This window comes from Streptomyces sp. RKAG290 (assembly GCF_023701695.1).
Lineage (GTDB): Bacteria > Actinomycetota > Actinomycetes > Streptomycetales > Streptomycetaceae > Streptomyces.
Window position 1 is genome coordinate 7591992 of sequence record NZ_JAJOZC010000001.1, and the last position, 21494, is coordinate 7613485.

At 68.9% G+C, this 21494-nt stretch carries 20 protein-coding genes and 3 pseudogenes; 9 read left to right on the forward strand and 14 right to left on the reverse strand.

All coding sequences use genetic code 11. The annotated features are described in order from the left end of the window. Positions 1 to 3: 3 nt before the first annotated feature. The 3 genes from LNW71_RS33630 to LNW71_RS33640 are packed head-to-tail and all read right to left on the reverse strand — an operon-like array spanning position 4 to position 3544. The gene (locus LNW71_RS33630; protein WP_250971634.1) at positions 4 to 1503 is read right to left on the reverse strand and encodes an FAD-dependent oxidoreductase; all 1500 of its coding nucleotides are present in this window, start codon (positions 1501 to 1503) and stop codon (positions 4 to 6) included. Between the two features lie 56 nt (positions 1504 to 1559). Continuing rightward, positions 1560 to 2288 carry a class I SAM-dependent methyltransferase gene (locus LNW71_RS33635; protein WP_250971635.1) on the reverse strand — a complete coding sequence of 243 codons (729 nt, stop codon included), beginning with the start codon at positions 2286 to 2288 and terminating at the stop codon, positions 1560 to 1562. Next, the gene (locus tag LNW71_RS33640) at positions 2285 to 3544 is read right to left on the reverse strand and encodes a lycopene cyclase family protein (protein WP_250971636.1); all 1260 of its coding nucleotides are present in this window, start codon (positions 3542 to 3544) and stop codon (positions 2285 to 2287) included. The genes LNW71_RS33635 and LNW71_RS33640 overlap by 4 nt, the downstream gene beginning before the upstream one ends. A 446-nt stretch (positions 3545 to 3990) precedes the next feature. On the opposite strand from LNW71_RS33640, the gene LNW71_RS33645 reads away from it, so the two are divergent. From LNW71_RS33645 to LNW71_RS33660, 4 genes are all read left to right on the forward strand, one after another. Then, complete coding sequence (locus tag LNW71_RS33645; protein ID WP_250971637.1) at positions 3991 to 4425, forward strand: hypothetical protein; 435 nt, start codon at positions 3991 to 3993, stop codon at positions 4423 to 4425. 59 nt (positions 4426 to 4484) lie between these two features. Continuing rightward, positions 4485 to 5366 carry a SigB/SigF/SigG family RNA polymerase sigma factor gene (locus LNW71_RS33650; RefSeq protein ID WP_250972244.1) on the forward strand — a complete coding sequence of 294 codons (882 nt, stop codon included), beginning with the start codon at positions 4485 to 4487 and terminating at the stop codon, positions 5364 to 5366. A 293-nt stretch (positions 5367 to 5659) separates the two neighbouring features. Further along, on the forward strand, positions 5660 to 6379 hold the full coding sequence (locus tag LNW71_RS33655; protein WP_250971638.1) for an ANTAR domain-containing protein: 720 nt from the start codon (positions 5660 to 5662) through the stop codon (positions 6377 to 6379). Beyond that, positions 6376 to 7113 carry a GAF and ANTAR domain-containing protein gene (locus LNW71_RS33660; protein ID WP_250971639.1) on the forward strand — a complete coding sequence of 246 codons (738 nt, stop codon included), beginning with the start codon at positions 6376 to 6378 and terminating at the stop codon, positions 7111 to 7113. Before LNW71_RS33655 ends, LNW71_RS33660 begins: the two co-directional genes overlap by 4 nt. On the opposite strand, the pseudogene LNW71_RS33665 reads toward LNW71_RS33660, so the two are convergent. The 3 genes and pseudogenes from LNW71_RS33665 to LNW71_RS33675 form a co-directional block, all read right to left on the reverse strand. After that, positions 7070 to 7354, reverse strand: a pseudogene (locus LNW71_RS33665) (hypothetical protein); the annotation flags it as partial. The gene LNW71_RS33660 and the pseudogene LNW71_RS33665 overlap by 44 nt on opposite strands. Before the next feature lie 139 nt (positions 7355 to 7493). Beyond that, positions 7494 to 7661: a hypothetical protein gene (locus LNW71_RS33670; RefSeq protein WP_250971640.1), complete on the reverse strand. Its 168-nt coding sequence runs from the start codon at positions 7659 to 7661 to the stop codon at positions 7494 to 7496. A gap of 36 nt (positions 7662 to 7697) precedes the next feature. Beyond that, the gene (locus LNW71_RS33675; protein WP_250971641.1) at positions 7698 to 8054 is read right to left on the reverse strand and encodes a PRC-barrel domain-containing protein; all 357 of its coding nucleotides are present in this window, start codon (positions 8052 to 8054) and stop codon (positions 7698 to 7700) included. A gap of 281 nt (positions 8055 to 8335) precedes the next feature. On the opposite strand from LNW71_RS33675, the gene LNW71_RS33680 reads away from it, so the two are divergent. Beyond that, positions 8336 to 9184, forward strand: coding sequence for a hypothetical protein (locus LNW71_RS33680; protein WP_250971642.1), 849 nt, complete (start codon positions 8336 to 8338; stop codon positions 9182 to 9184). A gap of 548 nt (positions 9185 to 9732) precedes the next feature. On the opposite strand, the gene LNW71_RS33685 is transcribed toward LNW71_RS33680, so the two are convergent. Continuing rightward, positions 9733 to 10332, reverse strand: coding sequence for a GPP34 family phosphoprotein (locus tag LNW71_RS33685; protein ID WP_250971643.1), 600 nt, complete (start codon positions 10330 to 10332; stop codon positions 9733 to 9735). Between the two features lie 497 nt (positions 10333 to 10829). On the opposite strand from LNW71_RS33685, the gene LNW71_RS33690 reads away from it, so the two are divergent. Both LNW71_RS33690 and LNW71_RS33695 read left to right on the forward strand, forming a co-directional pair. Continuing rightward, positions 10830 to 11189 (forward strand): hypothetical protein, encoded by a 360-nt coding sequence (locus tag LNW71_RS33690; RefSeq protein WP_250971644.1) that lies wholly within the window; start codon positions 10830 to 10832, stop codon positions 11187 to 11189. A gap of 323 nt (positions 11190 to 11512) precedes the next feature. Then, positions 11513 to 12096, forward strand: a pseudogene (locus LNW71_RS33695) (flavodoxin family protein). Positions 12097 to 12445: 349 nt separating this feature from the next. Here the strand turns inward: LNW71_RS33695 and tnpA are convergent. Beyond that, positions 12446 to 12872, reverse strand: a pseudogene (tnpA, locus tag LNW71_RS33700) (IS200/IS605 family transposase). A gap of 23 nt (positions 12873 to 12895) precedes the next feature. Here tnpA and LNW71_RS33705 point away from each other — a divergent pair. Further along, positions 12896 to 14053: a transposase gene (locus tag LNW71_RS33705; protein ID WP_250971645.1), complete on the forward strand. Its 1158-nt coding sequence runs from the start codon at positions 12896 to 12898 to the stop codon at positions 14051 to 14053. A 253-nt stretch (positions 14054 to 14306) separates the two neighbouring features. On the opposite strand, the gene LNW71_RS33710 is transcribed toward LNW71_RS33705, so the two are convergent. Then, the gene (locus tag LNW71_RS33710) at positions 14307 to 14951 is read right to left on the reverse strand and encodes a LysE family translocator (protein ID WP_250971646.1); all 645 of its coding nucleotides are present in this window, start codon (positions 14949 to 14951) and stop codon (positions 14307 to 14309) included. A 147-nt stretch (positions 14952 to 15098) separates the two neighbouring features. Continuing rightward, a complete protein-coding gene (locus tag LNW71_RS33715; RefSeq protein ID WP_250971647.1) occupies positions 15099 to 15248 on the reverse strand; it encodes a hypothetical protein in 150 nt (49 codons plus the stop codon). 62 nt (positions 15249 to 15310) lie between these two features. On the opposite strand from LNW71_RS33715, the gene LNW71_RS33720 reads away from it, so the two are divergent. Continuing rightward, the gene (locus LNW71_RS33720) at positions 15311 to 15928 is read left to right on the forward strand and encodes a dihydrofolate reductase family protein (RefSeq protein ID WP_250971648.1); all 618 of its coding nucleotides are present in this window, start codon (positions 15311 to 15313) and stop codon (positions 15926 to 15928) included. Positions 15929 to 15983: 55 nt separating this feature from the next. On the opposite strand, the gene LNW71_RS33725 is transcribed toward LNW71_RS33720, so the two are convergent. From LNW71_RS33725 to LNW71_RS33740, 4 genes are all read right to left on the reverse strand, one after another. Continuing rightward, positions 15984 to 16247, reverse strand: a complete 264-nt coding sequence (locus LNW71_RS33725) for an MFS transporter (protein WP_250971649.1) — start codon at positions 16245 to 16247, stop codon at positions 15984 to 15986. 712 nt (positions 16248 to 16959) lie between these two features. Further along, complete coding sequence (locus LNW71_RS33730; protein WP_250971650.1) at positions 16960 to 19479, reverse strand: glycoside hydrolase family 2 protein; 2520 nt, start codon at positions 19477 to 19479, stop codon at positions 16960 to 16962. Positions 19480 to 19547: 68 nt separating this feature from the next. Next, positions 19548 to 20423, reverse strand: a complete 876-nt coding sequence (locus LNW71_RS33735) for a carbohydrate ABC transporter permease (protein ID WP_250971651.1) — start codon at positions 20421 to 20423, stop codon at positions 19548 to 19550. Then, positions 20420 to 21391 (reverse strand): carbohydrate ABC transporter permease, encoded by a 972-nt coding sequence (locus tag LNW71_RS33740; protein WP_250971652.1) that lies wholly within the window; start codon positions 21389 to 21391, stop codon positions 20420 to 20422. Before LNW71_RS33740 ends, LNW71_RS33735 begins: the two co-directional genes overlap by 4 nt. Between the last annotated feature and the right edge of the window lie 103 nt (positions 21392 to 21494).

A 21494-nucleotide genomic window follows, 5' to 3' on the forward strand; every position in this document is an offset into this window, starting at 1 on the left:
TCCTCAGCGTGTGCCCAGCGCGGCCAGCCCACGCAGCACCGCCGAGCGCCCGGCGGGCGGCACCGTCCACAGCGTCTGACCGCGCACCCCCCACCTCTCCAACAGCGCGTTGGCCGCGAGGAATCCGCTCGTCGTGGCCCTTTCCATCAGTGCCACCGGAAGCTCGGTGCGGACCAGGTCCCCCGCCACCGTCACGGTGGGATCGGGCGTGCGGACCGTGGGCCGGTTCCGGTAACCGCCGACCGGGAAAAGGGGGCAGTCCGCGCGCCACTCGTGACGTACGTCCACGATCCGGGCGCTTCGCGTCTCCGGATAGACCCGATGAAGCTTCTCGACTGCCGCCGCCTGCACTGCGGTGCGGTCCGCGTCCGGCGCGACTGCGTAGGCGTGCAGTTCGAGCACCGACCCCCGGTGACGGCGCGCCCAACGGGCTGCCTCGCCCTCCCAGCGGTCCAGCACACTGACGTTGTCCAGCGGGGGGTAGCCGCTGGTGCCGAGGAAACCGGGACGGTCGCGCGCCACAGGTCGGTCCAGCCAAAGGCGCGTCACGAGGAAAGGCGGCGTGGTCCTGAGGCCGTCCACCTTCGCGCGCCATGCTGTGTCGCCCAGTCCTGGCGAGGCTGCGACGACATTCCGGAGCCCTTCGGTGTCCAGGGCCAGGACCAGTGCGTCATGGCGCCTCGGCCGGCCGCCGGCGGTGACTTCGTGCCCACCGCCCGCTACGGGTGTCACGCTCTCCACCGAGAATCCCGTGCGCACCTGCGCGCCGTGGCCCTCCAGATAGCTCTGCAACGGGTCCCACAGTGCTTGCGGGAACGGCTCGTCCGGCACGTCGAAGAGGAGTCCCTCACTGGAGCCAAGGAAGTAGATGTGAAACATCAGCACCAGTTCCGCAGCCGACAGTTCTCGCGGATCGGCGAAGAAGCTTCGCGAGAACACCTCGAAGGCCAGATGGTGGGCGGCCTCCGGGAACCGGATGCGCAGAAGGAAGTCATGCGCACTCACCCCGTCCAGTTGCTCGTACAGGCCGGGCACACGCACGTCCAGGAGCGGCAGCGCGGCCCGCGGCCTCATCCGGAGCATGTCACGCCAGCCGAAGGTGGGACTGAGCGCCACGAAACCCATGACGCTGAAGGGAGGAGTGCGCGGCACCCGGGCGAAGCTGTCGTGCAGACCGGAGCTGTGCCGCAGCGGATAGTCGGGAAGCCCGGTCAGCATGCGCAGTCCTGGGTCGACCCGGCGCAACAAGCCGCGCAGATTGTAGTACTGACGGAAGAAGGCGTGAAAGCCACGGCTCATGGTGACCGTGGTGCCGTCGGCGAGCTCGGTGGGCCAGCCCGTAAGCCGCCCGCCGAGGCCCGGCTCACGCTCGTACAGCGTCACCTGCGCACCGCGTTCGGCCAGCACCGTGGCCGCGGAGAGTCCGGCGATGCCACCGCCGATCACGGCCACCGAGGGCGCGTCCCCGGTGAAGTGGTCACGGCCGCCGGGTCCGTGGAGCACTGCGGCCCTTCGGTCCCGGCCCCGACGGTAGCCGTCGGTGCCGGATCCCGCGTACCTCACGCCTGCCCCCGCACGGCGCCCGGTGCCTGAGCGACGAACGTGTGGGTGATACCCGTCTGCCAGCCGGGCAGCGGCAGGACCCGCACGTGCCCGAACCCACCGCGCCGCACCCGGTCGGCGAAATCGGCGGCCGTGTCGAACTCCAGCACGCTGCGGCGCAGGTGACGGTAGAGGACCGCGTCACCGGTGAGCCGCCCGGCCGGTTCCACCACCGCGCCGCAGACCGCCGACCACACCGCCCGGTGCACACGGCGGGAGCCGAGCGTGTATTCGTGGACGGCCAGCCGCCCGGCCGGGACCAGCAGCTCACGGACCACGCCGAGAACCTGATCCGGATCGCTGACATTGCGGAAGAGGTACGCAGCGAACGCGGCGTCGAAGCGGCCGTGGACCTGCGACGGATCCATGGCCTCCACCGGTGCGTGCACGAAGGTGACGCTCGACGGCCAGCGCTTGGCCGTGGCACGCTCCAGCATGCCCGCGGACGCGTCCACGGCGACGATCTCCGCATCCGGTGCCGCTGCCAGGAGCGCGGTGGTGGACGCCCCCGTTCCGCAGCCGAGATCCAGCAGACGCAGGCCCCGGCCGCCGTCCGCAAGTCCGAGTCTGCGCGCCGAGCGCCTCAGGTCGCGACGGTAGCCGGGATTGACCGCGGTGAGCCGGTCGTAGGCGAGGGAGCCGTGGTCGAACGCGGCGGACAGGTCGTCGTCGCGCAGCAGGGTCATGAATCGCTCGTTTCCTGATCAGGAGCCGTCGGGGGAGGGGAGGTGTGGAGGCGAGGAGGAAGTTCTCCCGCGGGCGCCTGCCGCCTCGGCCTGAAGGGGAGTTCGGCGACCGTGCGAAGCATCGGGAAAGTCGGTGTGCACAGTCCGACGAGGACGTCCTCGTACCTGCGTGAAGTGCCGTCCAGGAAACGCAGCAGGCGCTCCCCCGGGACCGTGCGGAAGAGGCCGGAGAAGAACTCCGCGCCGTCGACCCGGCCGCTGTCCAGCGCCCGCAGCATCACGGCGTCCATGACGCGCTGCCACGCACCGTAGGCCGGTGCCACCCGTAGCCGGCCGCCGCCGCGTACCTGCGCGGCGATGGCCCGGCTCTGGCGCTGGACGGCGGCGAATGTGTAGCCGGTGGACGGACGGGTCGCCCCTCCCGCCGTTCCGATGCGGAACACCGACCGGCCGGCCCGCACCGGGAAGCGACCGTCGGTCATCGGAATGACGCCCCGCTCCACGGCCGTCACCCGATGGGCCCCGATGCCCCACACCGCCCCGGTGTAATGACGCAGGGCCCGCTCGTAGCCCTCCGCCTTCAGGACGGTCCGGGAGAACTCCGTGTACTCGACCAGGGCCTTGCGCGGACCCAGCGGGAGCACGTAGCCGAACGACAGGCCGTGCGGTGGCTGCGGAGTGCGGAAGTCCATCAGATCCGCCGTAGCGGGGTCGAACACCGGCCGGTCGGTCTCGACGAACCAGCCCGTGAAGTGCTGCAGCAGTGTGGTGCGCGCCGCCGGCAGCCGGGAGGGCGGCCGCGAATCGAAGACGTACCTCCCGTGCAGCAGGGCCCGCTCGCCCCGGGCGTCGCGGGCGACGACCCGGCCGCCGCCCCCGGGTGCGTCCCCGACCCCGGTCACCGTCGCCTCCACCCGGCGAAAGCCCGGAGCCCTCGACAGCCGCCGCTGGACCAGCGACTCGAAGACGTCCGAGCGGAGCATCTTGTAGCAGAACGGATCGGGGCGCATCACGGTCTCCACACCGTCAGGGCCCGTGACCCGCAACCGCTCCCAGGACGCGGACAGCACGTCGTCGTACGCACCGCCGGCGGGCTCCCAGAAGCACCACGTGCGAGGCGGCGGGCTCGATGGCCCCGGCGGAGCTTCGACGAGGACGACCGACACGGGGATGCCATCCGTCGGTGCGCACAGCTCGTGGGCCAGGGTCAGCCCAGCAGCCCCTGCGCCCACGATGACGACGTCCGGCTGAGGCACGGGGCACCTTTCTGCCGTGCAGGTGTCGGTACAGCTGTCCGGCGGTCCCGGAGAGCCGCCGCTCGCCTGAGGGTGATACTTCCGCAGAGGACGACCCCGCGGATGCGTGCGACGCGCGGACGGCGCGGAATTGTGCGCAGCCACCCGCGCGCCCCGGCGGGGAGTTCCTGACAGGCCCGGCCGGACAGAGCGAGGTCAGGTGCCTGATCCGCATCGTTTTTCGGACCCCGGCCCGGTACCCGGAGATCACTCCTGACCGCGGCCGATGTGCGGAGGTAGCCGTCCGGCGCGTCCAGGGTCTACGCTGCGGAACGCGCCCCTGCCCCCGGCGGTCCCTGACCGTACGGCCGAAACAGGTGAACATCGTGGCGCACAACACGCCTGATCACGTTCCCCGGAGTGCTGCCCTGACAGGTGCACGGACCAGTTTGCCGGATGTCGGGCGGGTGCGTGCGAGTACGGCGCTGGCTGTCTACGACCATCATGGTGATGCGCTGTTCTCCCTGGCGCTGCTGCTCTGCCGGGATGTCGACCGAGCCGTCGAGGCGGTGGTCGCGACCGTGACGCAGGCCTGCGCGACAGCCTCCGACCCGATGCCGGACACGAAGCGTCAGAGCCTCGCAGCAGACCTGTGGCGCAGGTACGCCGCGGATCCTTGCGCACAGCCCTCGCAGCCGGATCCGGCGCTGCGCTCCGAGCCGTACTCCGACGGGCCGTCCGGCGATCAGGATCAGGCACTGCTGGGGCTGGTCCTCTTCGGCTGCCACACCTACGGGCAGGCGGCCGCACTCGTCGGGGTGTCAGCTCCCTCGACAGCCGTGCACCTGCGCTCCGTTCTTCGTCGAGCCGCCGGCGACGTGCCCGCCGACCGGAGAGTTTGAAGCAGGGCAACCGCGAAACTCAGCGCGAAGGAAACGACATGACGGATCCGATGAAGTCCATGGAAGGGTCCCTGCCGACGAAACCCGCTCAACTGCCTCCGCAAGTAATCCACTTCACCGACGAACTGCCCTGGGTCGAGGACGCTCAGAAGGTGGCGCCGAGAGACGCGCGTGCGCTGTCCAGGCTGTTCTTCGCCCAGTTGCAGGTGCTGGACGAGGGGTCGCCCGAGTACCAGTACGTCCGCAACACCCTGATCGAGATGAACGTCACCCTGGTGCGCTTCGTCGCGAGCCGCTTCCGCGGCAGGGGCGGCGGCGACCTAGAGGACATCATCCAGGTCGGAACGATAGGGCTGATAAAAGCGATCGACCGGTTCGACCTCTCGCGCCAGGTCGAATTCACCAGCTTCGCCGTCCCCAGCATTCTCGGGGAGATCAAGCGGTACTTCCGCAACACCTCGTGGGCCGTCCACGTGCCCCGACGGCTCCAAGAACTGCGGGTCAGTCTGGCGCAGGCCAGGGAGGAGCTCGCCGGCGCTCTCGAACGCCTGCCCACGGTGAAGGAGCTCGCCGCACAGCTTGAGCTGAGCGAGGAAGAGATCATCGAGGGGCTCACAGCCGCCAACGGCTACGCCGCCGGATCTCTCGACGCCCCCACCGACAACCCGGGTGCCCGACACGTCAGTGACCGCAGCCACTCCTACGCGGACATCCTCGGCCGCTGCGATCCCGCACTGTCGCTTGTCGAGGACTTCCTGGCCCTCGCGCCCCTGCTGGCCGGCCTGCACGCGCGCGAGCGCCGTATCGTCCAGCTCCGCTTCGGCCAGGAAATGACTCAGTCGCAGATCGGTGCCGAGCTCGGGATCTCGCAGATGCACGTCTCGCGCCTGCTCACACGCGTCCTCACACAGCTCCGCGACGGCATGCTCACCGACCAATAGGCGAGTTGCCCGCTGTGGCCTTGGGGGGCCGCGGCGGGCAGCGAAGCACACGGCAGCGCCGTGGCACCTCGAATGCCACGGCGCTGCCACGGGTCCCGGGCCGCAGGCTTCACGCCGAGTCGCTCAGCCCGGCCGGCCCCTGACCGCCATGCCCTGCCGGAAGGAAGCGTCATGCTGCTCGGCCTGACCGGTGCCGCAGCCGCTCTTCCCGGCAGCTGGACCACGAGGAAGCGGCACGACGAGGGTCGGCCTCCTGCTCAGCCGGTACGCTGGGAAACGAAAGGTGGCGGCCGGTGCTCAGCCCCGAGATGACCGAGATCCTGCGGGCCCTGCACAGGGATGCCGGAGCAGGTCTCCACGAGGGCTGTGTGTCGGTCCTCGGGATGGATCACCTCGTGGTGTCCCTGGCCGTCGAAGGCCAGATCACCGAACAGCTCTGGTCCTCCGACGAAACCGGCGCATCCTTCGAGGACCTCCAGTTCACTCTGGGTGAAGGCCCTGGGCCGGACGCCTTGCGTACCGGCCACGCGGCGCTGGAGCATGACGTGACCGGTGCGAGCGTGGAGAGGTGGCCCGCCCTCATCCCGGCGATGGCTCATCTGCCGGTCCAGGCCGTGTTCTGCCTCCCGCTGGCCCTCGGCGGCATCACGGTCGGCGTTCTCACTGCGCTCCGCGCCTCCCCGGGTCACATGAGCGGCCAGGAAATGGACGACGCCGTCGGCCTCGCCGCGGCGCTGACCCTGCAGTTCCTCGGCGGGGCGGGCACCCGGCTCGACGCATGGGTGGACGAGCAGCCGGATGGCGAACTGCACCGTGCCGTCGTCCATCAGGCCACCGGCATGCTCAGCGTCCAGCTCGAACTCCCGCTCGGTAAGGCGCTGCTCCGGCTGCGCGCCTACGCCTACAGCCACGACCGGTCCATCATCCATGCCGCTGAGGACGTCGTCTCCCGGCGTCTGAGACTGGACGACGACAGTCCCGAACCCGAATCACCCAAGGAGACGAGGGGATGACACCCATGTCCCGCGAGCAGCAAGTATCCAGTGTCTTCGTGCAGGTCGCGGATTCCCTGATCGATGACTTCGACCTCATCGAGTTCCTCGAGGAGCTGTGCGCCCACTGCGTCAGCCTGCTCGACGTCTCCGCAGCAGGCATCCTCCTCGCCAATGAGAAGGGGCTTCTGCAGACGGTCGCCGCGTCCGACGAGAACACCCACCTGCTGGAGCTCTTCGCCATCCAGCACGACCAAGGCCCCTGCCTGGACTGCTACCGCACGCGTGACGCACGTTCCAACATCGACCTGAACGATCCCGTGGCCAACGGTGACTGGCCCGCCTTCGCCGACCGGGCGCGCAAGAGCGGCTTCCAGACCAGCCACGTCTTCCCGCTCCGTCTCCGTGACCGCGCTGTCGGGGCGTTGAACCTCTTCCACACCAGCCGGCAGTCGCTGAGTCCTCAGGACGCCTCACTCGCCCAGGCCCTCGCGGACGTCGCCACCATCGCCCTGCTGCAGCAACGCGACATCGGGCAGGAGCAGTTGGAGAAAAGCCAACTACAACGCGCCCTGTCAAGCCGCATCATCATCGAACAGGCCAAAGGCATCCTCGCCGAACGCTGGACCGTCAACACCGACACGGCATACAACGCCCTGCGCACGTACGCCCGAGGTCGCCATCTGCGGATCTCCGACTGCGCGCGCCAGATCATCGACCAGACCCTCGACACGGGCCGGATTCCCCACCCCTAGCTTCCGGGCGACCGAAGAGCAGCGCGTATCCGGACGGGAGCCGGGCGAGGACGCGGTCCAGGAGGCCGGGGCCGGACAGGTGGCCGACGGCGGCGAGGGCGGCTCCGGTGTCCGCCTTCGCCGCCGGGCGACACTCGGCCCTGACGGTGAGCATGTTCCGCTCGACATCGACATCGACATCGATCGCGTCCCTGGCGACGCCCGGCAGGTAGAGGGCGATCACGTATGCCAATGCGCTTCGTGCGCCACCGTTGCAGCATGTCATCCAAACGATGACAAGCGAAGCGTCACCCAAGAGGTGACGTCCCCGGGAGGGTGCATGAACGGATCCCACCCCTACCCAGGCGCCGCCTCCTCCTTCTTCTTCGCCCCAGAGCGCGTCACCGGAGGATGTGCCTGCGGCGGCGGCCCAGGCGCAGGCCGAGGAGTATCAAGTCGGCGACCAGAACCACGACACCGATGACCAACAGGTAGAACAGGCCCTTCGCCACCGCACCGATGATGCCGAGCACGAGGGCCACAACGAGCAGCAGGAGGAAGAGAACCATGGGTGTCACCTCACGTTGCGGGACGTGGTGGGGGCATCAGCGGCGGGCAAGCCGACGTTCGCCGCCCGCACCCGTTCGGTAGGCGAGTTCGTAGTGCGCGAAGACCGTCTTCTCGTCCTCCGCGAGCAGTTCACCGTCCATGCCGATCGAGGGGGCTTCCTTGACCTGCTTCTTGTCGTAGTCGACCTTCAGGTAGCCGGGACCGACCGTCGCGTCGCGCAGCGGCACGAACACCAGCCGGTGCCGGGTCGGCAGGCCGACCGTCACCGTCGCGAACGCGGGCTGGTCCGTGGCCGTGTCGACGTAGACCGCTTCCAGAACGCCGATTTTGTGACCCTCGTGGTCGACCACGTCGTGGCCTCGCCATTCCCTGATGTCTTGCGCCTCGAACACGAAGCCCCCTCTGTCGCAGGTCAGCTGAAGACCGCTGTCGCCTTCCTCTCGTTCCTCCCTCCTTACCTGCCTACGCAGCGTCACACCCTGCAAGAGCTGACAACTTGCAGGCAGGACGGCGGCCGAACTTCACACGGCGCGCAATGCCTCAGCGGCAACTTGCGGAACCAGGCCACCGCCGCGTGGCGTGGCGCACATGCCGGGCGTAGCGTCGAGTGGGGGCGAAATGCGGCACGTGGGGCTAACGCGTGCACCGATCCGACTTGCCGGGAGGTCGCGGCATGGTACGGGGTATCCGCAACATCATTGGACTCATTCTGGCAGTCCTCGGCGCTGCCGCGGCGCTCTGGGCACCTTTCCGCAGTTGGTACAGCGGCCGGCTCGGACACGACTTCAGGGTCTGGGAACTCTTCACGGGAGCCGGTGTGACGAACTCGGGCGCGGGACTGTTCGCGTCCATGTTCCTGCCCCTCCTCGTGGGTGCGGTCCTCACTCTTCTCGGCGTGGTGTTCCGCTCTCGGCTGCTGGTCTTCCTCGCCGGAATCATCACCCTCGGGTTCGCCATTCTGTGGATGGTCCGGCAGGGGCAGGCACAGGGCGGCCTGACGGTCACAGGAGACAGCAACGGGCTCGGCAGCGGAGTGGGACTTGCCCTGCTCGGCGGTCTCCTCATGCTGATCGGGTCGGCCGTCATGGGCGGACGAGAGAGCCGGGCCGTGCGCAAGGAGCGTCACGGGCAACAACAGCAGGAGCGCGACGCGGTACCTGACGAGGACCGGGATCACCGCGGCGCCGAGACCGACCGTCCGTACGGCATGGCTGCCCGAGAGCAGGACCGCCCAGCGGACTCCGCCGGCCGAAACAGCGCCTCGGACATGCGGCGCGCCGCCGAGACCCGTACCGCTCAACAAACCGCACCAGGAGGCGGTATGCCACAACGGTTTGTACGGGAGCCGCAGCGGCAGGCACCTCGCGGCCGGCCGGTCCCGGCCAGGGAGACGGACGTCGGCAACCGCGGGGACGGGGACTCTGACCGTACGCAGTACGAGCAGAGTGACGAGGCCGGCTCCCACACGTCGGACGAAGACCGCGGGAGCCGCGGGCGCATGCACCGCGGTGACCAGCCCTGAGCGCAGTGCCGGGCCGAGACCACCTCCGCTCCGGGTCAGTACCGACCTGGGCGTCTGGACGGCGCTGTCCGAGGGCTGTCACCTCAGTGAACGCATAGCCACCGCGTGGTTGCGGGGTTTGGGCGCCAACCGGCGGGCACCGGCGGAGGTCCTGGTCACGCGGTGTCACCGAGCCTGCGGATCCGCCGCAGCGTCGCCCGCGCCCGGCACCCTTCCTCAGCGAACAGAGCGCTGAGGAAGGGCTCGCCTCGGCCACCGCGTCCGCCCTGTCGAGCTCGACAGGTCCTCGTCACGGGTGTCTGGGCCTTTACCCAGACACTCCGTCCCCTGCCGGCAAACACGCCACCCTCGTCACCTCGAAGAGGGCTTCGGCATCCCTTCGTCGCAGAGCACAGCCACGACGGCTGCGCCCACACGAACTTCCACCGTGGTCGCGTCCTGGCGCCCGCAGCCCGTCGCTGGCCGCGCCGCGCATCCGCCGCCCGATGACCGGGTGACCCCGTACCCTCGCCGTCGGCGTTGACCGCGCCCCGGAACCCGGACTCGGCTCACGGCCCGCGCCAGAGGTTGGCGAAGGCCGCGTTCTCGATGGACCGCCTCTGACGTACGGCCTCCAGCTCCATCACCGCGTCGTGGACAATGGCCACCACGGTCGTCACCGCCTCGTCATCGAGGCCGGGCTCGTCCTCGGATTGCTCGCCGTCGATGCCCACGACCGAGGCGAGAGCGACCAGGACGGGTTCCTGCTCCGACCAACGGTCGGCTGCCCGGCGGCGCGCGGGCGTATCGACCGGTTCCACGCGTTCCGAGCCGAAGGACAACCGGCCGCTTCGCGCTCGCGTCAGCTCACCGTCCTCCTCCAGCGCGGCCTGGTACGCGGCCGACAGGTCTCGGCCCCGGCGCCACAGCCAGTCCTCGATCCGCTCGTGGGGTGTCTCCCGGGCGAGGTTTTTCGCCGCCTCGTCCAACAGCCGGTCGTCCAGCGCCGGCGCTCCACCCGGCACGACGCGGTCGCCGTCCACTGCGACCGCCTCCGCACCGATGAGATCGATCAGCTCGGCTCCGGCAAGTGCGAGCGACAGGTCGCCCTGCCCCACGGAATGCTTCGGGTCCATGGCGATGATGAACAGGTCTTTCGCCGTGGTCATGTACGGCTCCCCTCGGAGACATCGACAATGGTGCGTCCCTGCCGACCTGGCCCGCGTCAGAGGCCGACCAGGCGTCGGGGCGACTGTCACGATCAGTATCGCTCCCGTTCGCGCGGCCGAAGCCTGTTCAAGAGGTGGGAGTTTCTGCCGACGGCGCGTCGGAGGCGGTGGCTCTCGCTGACGGAATCCCGGAAGCCCGGGGAGGCTTCACCCGCCTGGCCGCCTGGCCGCCTGGCCGCCTGGCCTCCTGGCCACCTGGCGACTGACGACGACCGCTGGGGGCGCCCCCACGGCGTGTCGCCGTGCTCGCACCTGGGCTTGCCGCCAAGCAAGGCGAACTCGACGAGCGGCTCGGGGAGCTGGATGCGGCAGGGCCGCGTTCCGGGAACTGAACCGGGCGCTCCATCGGGCAGGCGGTGTGCGACTCAATGGCCCAACCATGGTGGGTGAGCTGGGGAGGGACGTTACCTCGCCCCTCCCCAGCCGTTATGCCGTTCATGATCACTCGACGCTTGACCACCGCGCTGGGCGCCTTCGCTGCGACCGCCCTCTTCGCACTCGCCGTGCCCACCTCCACCGCCCATGCCGCCGAGTGCGGGGTCCGCTCCGACGGCAGGCTGTACTGCAGCAACGTGGTGGGGGCGAAGGGTTACGCGGACCGCTCCTACCGCTCGGCCACCCGTGGCACGCTCACCACCGGGTTCAACTGGTTTGCGTGCTGGGGCCACGGCGATCCTCACCAGGGTCAGAACGACATCTGGTACTGGACGCAGCTCGACAACGGCCAGTGGGGCAACGTACCCGCCGTCTCCGTGGGCACCGGGGTGGACCCGGCCCCAGGCCTTCGCGAGTGCTGAAGCCGTAGCGTGATTCCGGGCGCGGCAGTGGGCCCGAGCAGCCGACTGCCGCGCCCGGGACCGGCCAACTGCCGCGCCCGGTCGCGTAGCTCGACCGGCCAGTGCCTGAACGATCAGGGTTGGACGGTCGGGGTTGCATGTCTTTGCCGACAGGCAGCAGGAGCTTCTGAACGAACGGTGACTGGTTCCCGGCGGGTCGGCGCGGCTCCGCTCCGCCGTCGGAATATCGGTAGGCGGACGGCGGTTGGAGGCGCAGAACGCATCCGCCAACCGGGGCGTCGGCAGATGCCGACAAGCGCCCCGGACTGACCCTGGAGCACACCATGGCCCGTTCGTTCCTCTTTCTGCTGAGCAGCGCCCGAACGGATGGCAACACCGAACTCCTGGCCCGTGCGGCGGCGGAGCAACTGCCCGGCGACACCGACCAGCGATGGCTGGACCTGACGCAGCTTCGCCTGCCGGACTACCGTGACTCACGTCATGCGCCGGATGAATGGCCGGGGGACGAGAGCGACGAAGCACTGCTCCTGGAAGCCACAGCTGGTGCGACCGATGTCGTGATCGTCTCGCCGCTCTACTGGTACTCGGTGTCGTCCTATGCGAAGCGCTATCTCGACTACTGGTCGAAGTGGCTGTCCAGCCCCGACCCGGCTTCAAGGCGAAGATGGCCGGCCGCACCCTGTGGGGCGTGACCACCATGGCGCACCGTGAGGAGATCGTTGCCGAGCCGCTGGTCCTGACTCTGCATCACACAGCGGCTTACATGGGAATGCGATTCGGCGGTGTACTGCTCGGCAACGGGTCCCAGCCGGGCCAGGTACTGACCGACGAAAGAGCCACCGTCCGGGCCAAGACGTTCTTCGCCCAAGAGGCACCGCTCGCGCGCTTTCCCTACGACGAGGAGTGACCGGCCGGCGGAAATGCACAGTGTTCCGTCCAGGCCGGTACTCGACGGCAGCTGAGTGAAGCCGTGTCGGCTCCGATGGCTCGGCGCCGAGGGACGCGGGTGGTGGCCACGGTGAGAAGTGCTGGGCCAGGGGTCGGCGAGACAGGACCGGGCGAACCACGGTGGTCGTGGTCTCCTGGGCGATCACGCCGCCAACGCCGAGGCTCTGGTGCCATCGCAGACGGGGCCAGAGCCTCGGCGGTGTTTCGGCATTGATCTAGCGCGGAACCCCGGGCGTTCACGCCCGGGAGGAAGCGCTTCTTAGCGCTGCTCTGACCCGCGCGGGTGCATGGGTCTGCGCTGTTGGGCCTCAGCTGGGATGTTTCTGGTTCTCGATGTACTCCGTGATGGCGGCGAGCGGGGCGCCCCCGCAGGAGGCGGCGAAGTAGGACGGCGACCAGAAGTGCTCACCCCACAGGTACTTACGGATGTGGCCGGGGAACTCCTGCCGCAGGCGCCGGGCGGAGACACCCTTGAGGGAGCCGATGAGTCGGGAGATGGCGACCTTGGGCGGGTAGTGCACGAGCAGGTGGACGTGATCGCGTTCGCCGTTGAACTCCCGCAGCTCCGCGCCGAAGTCGGTGCACACGTCGCGCATGACCTCTTCGCAGCGCTCAAGGATCTCGTCGGTGAAGGGGCCGCGCCGGTTCTTGGGGGTGAAGAGCAAGTGCGTGGAGGGTGTGGATGACGCTTCGGCCCCTGCGGATATCGGGGTTTGGCTCCCAGCGCGGTGACATAGAGCAATGTTACGATCACTCCCGTGAAGATCGTGACGCAGGTCAAACTCCTGCCGGACACCGTGCAGGTATCCGTGCTTGAGCGCACCCTGCGCACGGTCAACGACGCCGCGAACTGGGTGTCGGAGGTGGCGTTCGAGCACGGCGTGCCGCGTGAGTACGAGCTGCGCAAACACACCTACGCCGAACTCAAAGCCCGTGGGCTGGGAGCACAGGCCGCGCAACACGTCATCAAGAAGGTGCGCGACTCGTACGCCACGCTCAAGGCCAACATCCGTGCCGGGAATCTCGGCACGGAAGGCTCCAAGCGGCGCCGTAAGGCTGAGTCCAAGCCGGTCACGTTCCGGCCCCAGGCCGCGCAGCCGTATGACGACCGGTGTTTGAGCTGGCAGTACGACCAGCAGACCGTGTCCATCTGGACCGTCGACGGCCGGGTCAAAACCGTCTCATTCGCGTGCTCCCCGGACGCGCTCAAGATGCTCCAGGCGCAGCGGCAGGGCGAATCCGACCTGATCGAGCGCGACGGCGTGTTCTACCTCGTCGCCACCTGTGACGTACCCGAGGCCGAACAGTACGAGCCGGACGGCTTCATCGGCGTGGACCTCGGGATCGAGAACATCGCCACCGCCTCCACCGGCTACCTCGCCACCGGGCGGGGGCTCAACCGGTACCGCAAGCGACAGCTTGCCCTGCGTGCCAAGCTCCAGAAGAAGCGCACCAAGAGTGCCAAGCGGCGGCTCAAGGCCCGTGCCCGCAAAGAGGCGCGGCACGCCGCTAACCAGAACCACATCATCTCCAAGACGATCGTGACCGAGGCTGAACGCACCGGACGCGGCCTGTCCCTCGAAGAACTCAAGGGCATTCGCAACCGGGTACGGCTCCGCAAGCCCCAACGGGTCGCACTCCACTCCTGGGCATTCGCTCAGCTCGGAGACTTCATCGTCTACAAGGCCAAGTGGGCCGGGGTGCCCCTGGTCTTCGTTGATCCCGCGTACACGTCGCAGACGTGCGCCGAGTGCGGTCACGTCGACAAGCGAAACCGTGTCGACCAGGGGCTTTTCATCTGCCGGGGGTGCGGGGTCGTTGCCCACGCCGACCGGAATGCTTCCCACAACATCGCCATCCGTGGCGAGAACGTGTGGAATGCGGGGCGTGAGTCACGCGTCCCTGCCACCCCATAACCGGGGTGTCTGGACGGAGGAGTCCACCCCAGCAGCCAGCTGGGCACTACCTCCAAGCCCGGTCCTTCAGGGCCGGGTCAAGTTGACTGCCGGCGCTGAACCACCGGCCGACACGCGCCGCCTGCTCTGGCACCGGCGGGACGGCACGGCGTACGCAGAACTCGCGGGCCCTCTCGGCGTCGGGACAAGCACGGTCAGCCGATGCACCGTCGAGGCAGGTGTCTGTTCGCGGCGGTGGCGCGGGCCGCCTGGTTCAGGCGGAGGCGGGAGTGCGGGACAGGGCGGTGCGCAGCGCGAAGGCGCCGAGCAGGCCGCCTGCCGTGAGCCGTTGGGCGGTCATGGCGCGGGGCCGGGCGGCCAGAAACCCCGACACCCGCGCCGCGCACAGCATGATCAGAGCGTTCACCGAGATCCCCACGACGATCTGCACGCCACCGAGCTGGAGCAGCTGTCCCCAGGCCGGGCCTGCCTGCGGGTCCAGGAACTGGGGCAGCAGGGCGGCGTACATAAGAGCGATCTTGGGGTTGAGCAGGTTGGTCAGCAGCCCCATCGAGAACAGGCGCGCGTCGGAGACCGGAGGCAGGTCCTGGGCCGGGTCGAAGGGCGAGCGGCCACCGGGCTTGAGCATGCCCCAGGCGAGGTAGGCCAGATAGGCGGCCCCGCCAAGCTTGACCACCGTGAATGCCACCGGTACGGCGGCGAACAACGCGGACAGGCCCGCAGCCGCGGCCAGGAGATAGCACACGAATCCCACGGCGGTCCCACTGAGGCTGACCAGCCCTGCCCTGCGGCCCTGCGTGATCGCGCGGGAGGCGAGGTGGATCATGTTCGGTCCCGGCGTCAGCGCCATGCCCAGTTCGACCAGTGCCACGCCTCCGACTGCGGTCAGAGTGATCACCGGTCAACCTCCAGGTCGTTCGCGTACCGGATACGGAATGGGTCACCCGGCTGCAATGGACGGGTGCGACGCACGAGCAGCGCCTGCTCCGCCCGCTGCAGTTTACGGCCCACAACCAACGTGAACCTCCGATTCAGGTCGCCAGCGTCAGTCCGACGAACCACGGCTGGGCGGCCCCGAGAAGAAGGCCGGGGAGTGGACCGTTGGCGTCGCGTGCCTGCCGTGCGGCTCGTCGCAGTACGGACGCGGCTCGTCGGCGGGCCACAGGAGCGGCCCGCCGACGGAGCTGTCGTGCACGGTCGCCGCCCCCGGTGCGGCAATATCAGGGTGAATGCGCAAGGAACTCGAAGGAGAAACCTGTGGGCACGGTGATCATGCACAACGTGGTGTCGTTGGACGGCTTCATCGCCGACGAGAACGACGCTGTCGGGCCGCTGCACGATTGGTACTTCAGCGGGGACACCCCGATCATCGAAGGCGCCGATCAGCAGTACGACCATTCCGGAGCCGGCACCGGATTCAAGGTCTCACGCGCATCCGCGGAGTACGTGCGGCCGATGTGGGAGGCGATCGGCGTGATCGTGATGGGTCGCAGGCTGTTCGATCTGGTGGATGGCTGGGAGGGCCGGCCGCCCGCGGGTGACCACGTGGTCGTGGTGTCGCACCGGCCCAAGCCCGAGGGCTGGCACCCCGAGGCTTCGTACCACTTCGTCGATGACGTGCGGGCCGCGGTCGACAAGGCCCAGGAGCTCGCCGGGGAGCGAACAGTCGCTGTGAACGCCGGCGAGGTGGGCGCTCAGATTCTCGCGGCGGGCCTCGTGGACGAGGTGGCGATGGACATGGTGCCGGTGGTGTTCGGTTCGGGAAAGCGCTTCTTCGGCGACATCGAGGGTCAGCATCTGCTGGAGGACGCCCACGTGGTCATCCAGGGCGACCGGGTGCTGCACCTGAAGTTCAGAGTTCGGCGCAGGAGCTGACCGGGGTACGTTGTCGCGCCCCGGCCGATGTCGGGGGAGTCCGCGTGAGTCCGCGTCACCTCCTGCCTGACAGTGCAGGCCCCTCGGTGACGGCCGACGTCTGATCCTGTGTGCGGGCGGGCACCGGGACGACGCGGACTGCGAGGGCGCCGACGGCGGCCGCGAGCAGGAAACCCCAGGCGTACCCGGCGGCCGTGATGAGGCCGCCCAGCAACGGCGGTGTGAGCGAGGCCGCCAGGTTCTGGCCGGTGTTCTGGATGCCCATGGCGCGGCCCGACCACGAGCGGCCCGCGAGCTCCGCGGTCGCGGTGATTCTCATCGGCAGCTCCTGCTGGCTCACGAGACAGTTGTAAGTGCAGGTCGGTGCGGTGGTGGAGTTCCGGAGCCAGACGTTTGAAGGACGGTGACGGGACTGACGACCGGGCCGGGTGGCCGCAGTTCTCAGGGGCCGCCGCCAGTAGTGCCGCAGTACACGCAAGTGCAGTCCGCAGTACCGGTGGTCCCTCGGTAAAGGCGTAAGGCTGCAGGCGCGCTTACCGGGATGTTCGGCAGTGGGGTTCCAAGCCGGAGCAGATGCACGACGGGCAACGGGGCTGGCTGCCGAAGAGGGGTGACGCTGTGGGAGGTCGCCAGCAGGAAGGGCTGAGGGCTGCATCAGCAGCTCTGAGTTCCCACCAGTAGTTGATTCAGAGAGAAGAACGGAGGAGTTGAGGCGCCATCAGGATCGACCGGGACGGAAGCCTTGAGCCCGGGTACCGCAGGACATCGATAGGCAGGTGGTCTCCGGTCACGCAATTTGCGATCCCCGTACCCCGCCCGCATCCTGGGCGGCCAAGCGGACACAGAAGGCCGACGCGGCAACGGGGTCGGCAGATGGTGTGGCAGTTCCTTCGGGGCCCTGGTGCCGTACGGCACCAGGGCCCCTCCAGGTGCTCCACCCCCGGCAACGAGGCGGGCGAGGCCCGTTTCGTCAAGGCGGTGCCGTCACCCCCCCTGGGCTCCGAGGGCGGACACCGCGCCCGCGGCCGCGCTCACCCCAGCGAGTCTCCGGCGGAGCCCAGTGCGGCGGCGCCATTGACGCACCGCAGAGCCGCGGACAGGTGCTCAGGCGTTCCGCCGCCCCAGCCGTGGACGGACACCTCCACGCTCTCTCCGGGGAGCAGTGTCACAAGCCCCCGGTCCGCGTACGCGTCAGGGCTCAGGCGGTCGGCCTGGAGCAGGAGGTCGCGCACCAGGGTGTGCGCCGTGAGGGTGACACGGGTGATGTCCGCCTGGGTGGTGACCTGGGTGGTGAACTTCGCGGCCGGATAGTCGAAGAGGCGGTCGGGCACGGCGAAGTGCAGCGCGCGTAGCCGGTCGGCGTCGGCGACGACGAACTCACGGCTGGGGTCGCCCCATGCCGTGATGTCGTCCGGCAGGGGGATCAGGGCCACTTCGCGCGGCCCGACCGTGACGGGTTCGTGGTGTTCGGCGCGTACGCCGCCGTCGGCGTCCATGCGGCGGACAGCGGCCTGGCACGTCCATGTGGTACCGCTCTGGTTCACCGCGGCCAGAACCAGCTGTCCCTCGCGTTGCTGGATGGTCAGCAGCCGGTCGGCGTAGAGACGCTTGAGTTCGTGGTAGAGCGGCTTCTCGCGCTCGTCGCCGTCGATGGCCGCCCAACTGGTCACCGGCCAGCAGTCGTTGAGCTGCCACAGGATGGTGCCCGCGCACACGGGCCAGTGCGAGCGCCAGTGCTCGACACCCGTGGCGATGGCGCGTGCCTGATTGACCTGCGTCAGGTAGTGCCAGGTGTCGAAGTCCTGGGGCGCATCGAAATGGGTGCGGAGCCCCCGGTCGAGCTTGCCGTTGCCGTCCTCGGCCTTCTGGTGGTGGAGCATGGCCGGCGAGTCCGGGGTCAGCGGCTCATCGGTGATGGACCGCCGCACCGTGGCGTACGCGGGCGGCGCCTGCCAGCCGAATTCGGCGACGAAGCGCGGAACGTCGTCCCGGTACGCCGTGTAGTCGATGCGGTTCCAGACCTCCCAGGAGTGGGTCGTGCCGTGGTCCGGGTCGTTGGGGTGCAGGTCGCGGGAGCCGGACCAGGGGCTGCCCGCCCAGTAGGGCCGTGTGGGGTCGGTGTGCGTCACGACGCGCGGCAGCATGTCCAGGTAGTAGCCCTCGCCCCAGGTCCTGCCGTCGAGCTCCGGCTCCCAGTCCCAGTCGCGGAACCCCCACAGGTTCTCGTTGTTGCCGTTCCAGAGGATCAGCGAAGGGTGCGCCATCAGCCGCACCACGTTCTCGCGCGCTTCGGCCTCTACCTCCGAGCGCAGCGGCTCCTCCTCGGGATAGGCCGCGCAGGCGAACAGGAAGTCCTGCCAGACCAGCAGCCCCAGCTCGTCACAGGCGTCGTAGAACGCCTCGTCCTCGTAGATGCCGCCGCCCCAGACCCGCACCAGATCCACGCCGGCCGCGGCAGCCTGTTCGAGCCGGCGGCGGTAGCGGGGGGCGTCCACCCGGGTGATCAGCGCGTCGTCCGGGATCCAGTTGACGCCCCGTACGAACAGTCGCTCGCCGTTGATGACCAGGGTGTATCCGGATCCTGCGGTGTCGGCCGTGGTGTCGAGTTCGACGGTACGAAAGCCGATGCGGCGCTCCCACGTGTCCAGCGGCTCGGGGGCGGCGGACGTGGCGGACTCGCTGGCGTGGGTGGTGTCGGTGAGCGTGACGGTGCAGGCGTACAGCAGCTGTTCGCCGTAGCCGCGCGGCCACCACAACTCGGCATCGGCGACGTCGAGTTCGACGTCGGCGGTGGTGGCTCCCGCGGGCAGGTCCACATGCGCCCGGACACCGGCGACCTCGACGGCGACCCGCAGGGCGCGCCGGGCTCCGGCCGTGGTGCGCTCCACCTCCGCATGGACCAGGACGCGTCCCGTCCCGTCGGCGCCCACGGTGACCTCGGGGCGTACCTCCGCGAGCCGTGCGGTCGACCAGCGCTCAAGGCGGGCCTCTCGCCAGATGCCCGCTGTCACGAGGGTCGGGCCCCAGTCCCAGCCGAACGAACTCGCCATCTTGCGTACGAAGTTGAAGGGCTCCGGATACGCGTTTGGGCGCGGGCCCAGCTCGGCCCGGACGGCCTCCGCCTCGTGGTAGGCCGAGGTGAACGTGACCTCCAGGGGCAGCTCGGGCCCCTCCGCCAGTGCGTCGGTGACGTCGAAGCGGTAGGAGCGGTGCATGTTACGGGTCCTGCCGAGCGAGGCGTCACCCAGCCGCACCTCCGCGACCGTGTCGAGCCCGTCGAAGACCAGATCGGTGCGCTCGTGACCGCCGGCCGAGGGCAGAAGCGTGCGGTAGGTCCAGTCCGCGCGGCCGACCCAGGCCACCTCCGTCTCGTTCCGGTCCACGAAGGGGTCCGGGATCAGCCCGGCGGCCAGCAGGTCCGTGTGAACGCATCCCGGAACGGTGGCGGGGACATCGCCGCGCAACAGAGCCTGTGGCGCCTGGGCGGGGAGGTGCCGGGTGGGGTTCAGGCTCATGGTCCAGCCCCGGGTGAGAGGGGTGGTGACCTTCATGCGTTCTCCTTGGACCCGGAAGGGGCTCGTCGGTACGGACAGGTGCTGCGGCCAACGCCTGCGGTGGGTCATTTGGTGGCGCCTGAGGCGAAGCCGTTGTAGATGAAGCGCTGCAGGGCGAGGAAGACGGCGAGGCTGGGGACGATGACCAGGGCCGCGCCTGCGGAGATGACCTCCCAATGAGCGCCGTAGGGGCCCTTGAAGCGGAAGAGGGAGGTGGAGATCGTGCCGAGGTCGTCGCTGGGCATGTAGAGGAAGGGGATGTAGAAGTCGTTGTAGATCGCCACGCCCTTGACGATCACCACGGTGGCGATGGCCGGCTTGAGCAGCGGCACGATGATGCGCCAGTAGATGGTCAGGGAGTTCGCGCCGTCCAGGCGTGCCGCCTCGTCGAGCGATACCGGGATGGACCGGATGAACTGAAGGAAGATGTAGATGGACACGATGTCGGTGCCCATGTACAGCAGGACGGGCGCCCATCGGGTGTCCATCACGCCCAGTTCGTTGACGATCTGGTACGTGGCCACCTGCGTGGTGACGCTGGGGATGAGCGAGGCGACAAGGAACAGCGCCAGGACCAGCCGCTTGAAGCGGAAGTGGAAGCGGTCGATGGCGTAGGCGGTCATCGACCCGATCAGGACTGTGCCGAGTACGGAGAAGACCAGGATGAATGTGGTGTTGCCCAGGGCGCGCAGCATGTGGCCGTCGGTGAAGGCGACCGTGTAGTTGTGGAAGTTCAGCCAGTTGTTCGGCAGTGCCAGGGCGCTGTTCTGTCCCATCTCCTGGCTGGTCCGCAACGAGGTGAGCAGGACGGCGAGGAGCGGAACGAGGACCACGGCGCTGGCCGCCACCAGCGAGAGGTACTTGAGGAGGACCGCCAGCCGGCTGCGCAGGGGAGTGGCCCGGGCGCGGGAGGTCCCGGCAGGTCCGGTGATCGTGGTCATGCCTGTTCCACCCTCTCGTCCGGGAACAGCCTGCGCTGCAGCCAGGTCACCAGGAACACGAAGGCGAGCAGCACGAGCGCGGCAGCCGAGGCGAGCCCGGTCTTGTTGAAGTTGAAGGCGAGCTTGATGGTCTGGATGACGAACGTCTCGCTGTTGTTCGCGCCGCCGGTCATGATGAACGGGATCTCGAACACCGACAGTGCGCCGGAGACGGCCAGGATCACGCTCAACGAGATGATCGGCCGGATGCTCGGCGCGATGATGTGGCGGAACTGCTGCCACTTGCTCGCGCCGTCCAGCGCCGCCGCCTCGTACAGCTGTGGCGGGATCGACTGGATGGCACCGATGAACAGCACCATGTTGAGCCCCATGAAGCGCCAGACGGAGACGCCGGCGAGCGAGGTGTTGACCAGGTCCGGGTCACCGAGCCACAGGTGGGGCCCGGCGCCGAACCAGTTCAGCACCGTGTCCAGGGTGCCGCCGGGCTGGAAGAAGTACAGGAAGACGAACCCGATCGCCACACCGTTGATGAGGTAGGGGAAGAACAGGATCCCCTTGAACAGGTTCCGCAGCCGCGTGCTGAAGCTGAGGACGGTGGCGAAGTAGAGGGCCGCGCAGATCTGAACCGCGGAGGCAGCCAGATAGAAGAGGCTGACCCAGAACACCTGGAACAGCTGCGGCCTGCTGAACAGGTTCGTGTAGTTGTCCAGCCCGACGAAGTTCCGGGTGGGACTGATGCCGTCCCAGTCCGTGAAGCTGTAGCTGAGCAGGTCCGCCATGGGCAGGCCGGTGAACGTCACCAGCAGGGCCAGGGGAGCCAGCAGATACAGCCACGGGGTGAACCATCGGTTGCCGCGGCGGCCTCTGCGGCGGCGGCGCGGTCCGGTGCTGTCCGTGGAAGCCGTGGGCCTGTCCGGCGGCAGCGCGGGGGCGCGACGGGTGCGGCTCGCGATCCGCGGAGTGCTCATGCGGTCCTTCTTCCTGTCGCCGCTCGGGCGTAGCGGCAGGGTCGGTTTTCGGGGCGGGCCCCGCCCGGGAGGGAGGCGACGTGTCCCGGGCGGAGCCCCTGGA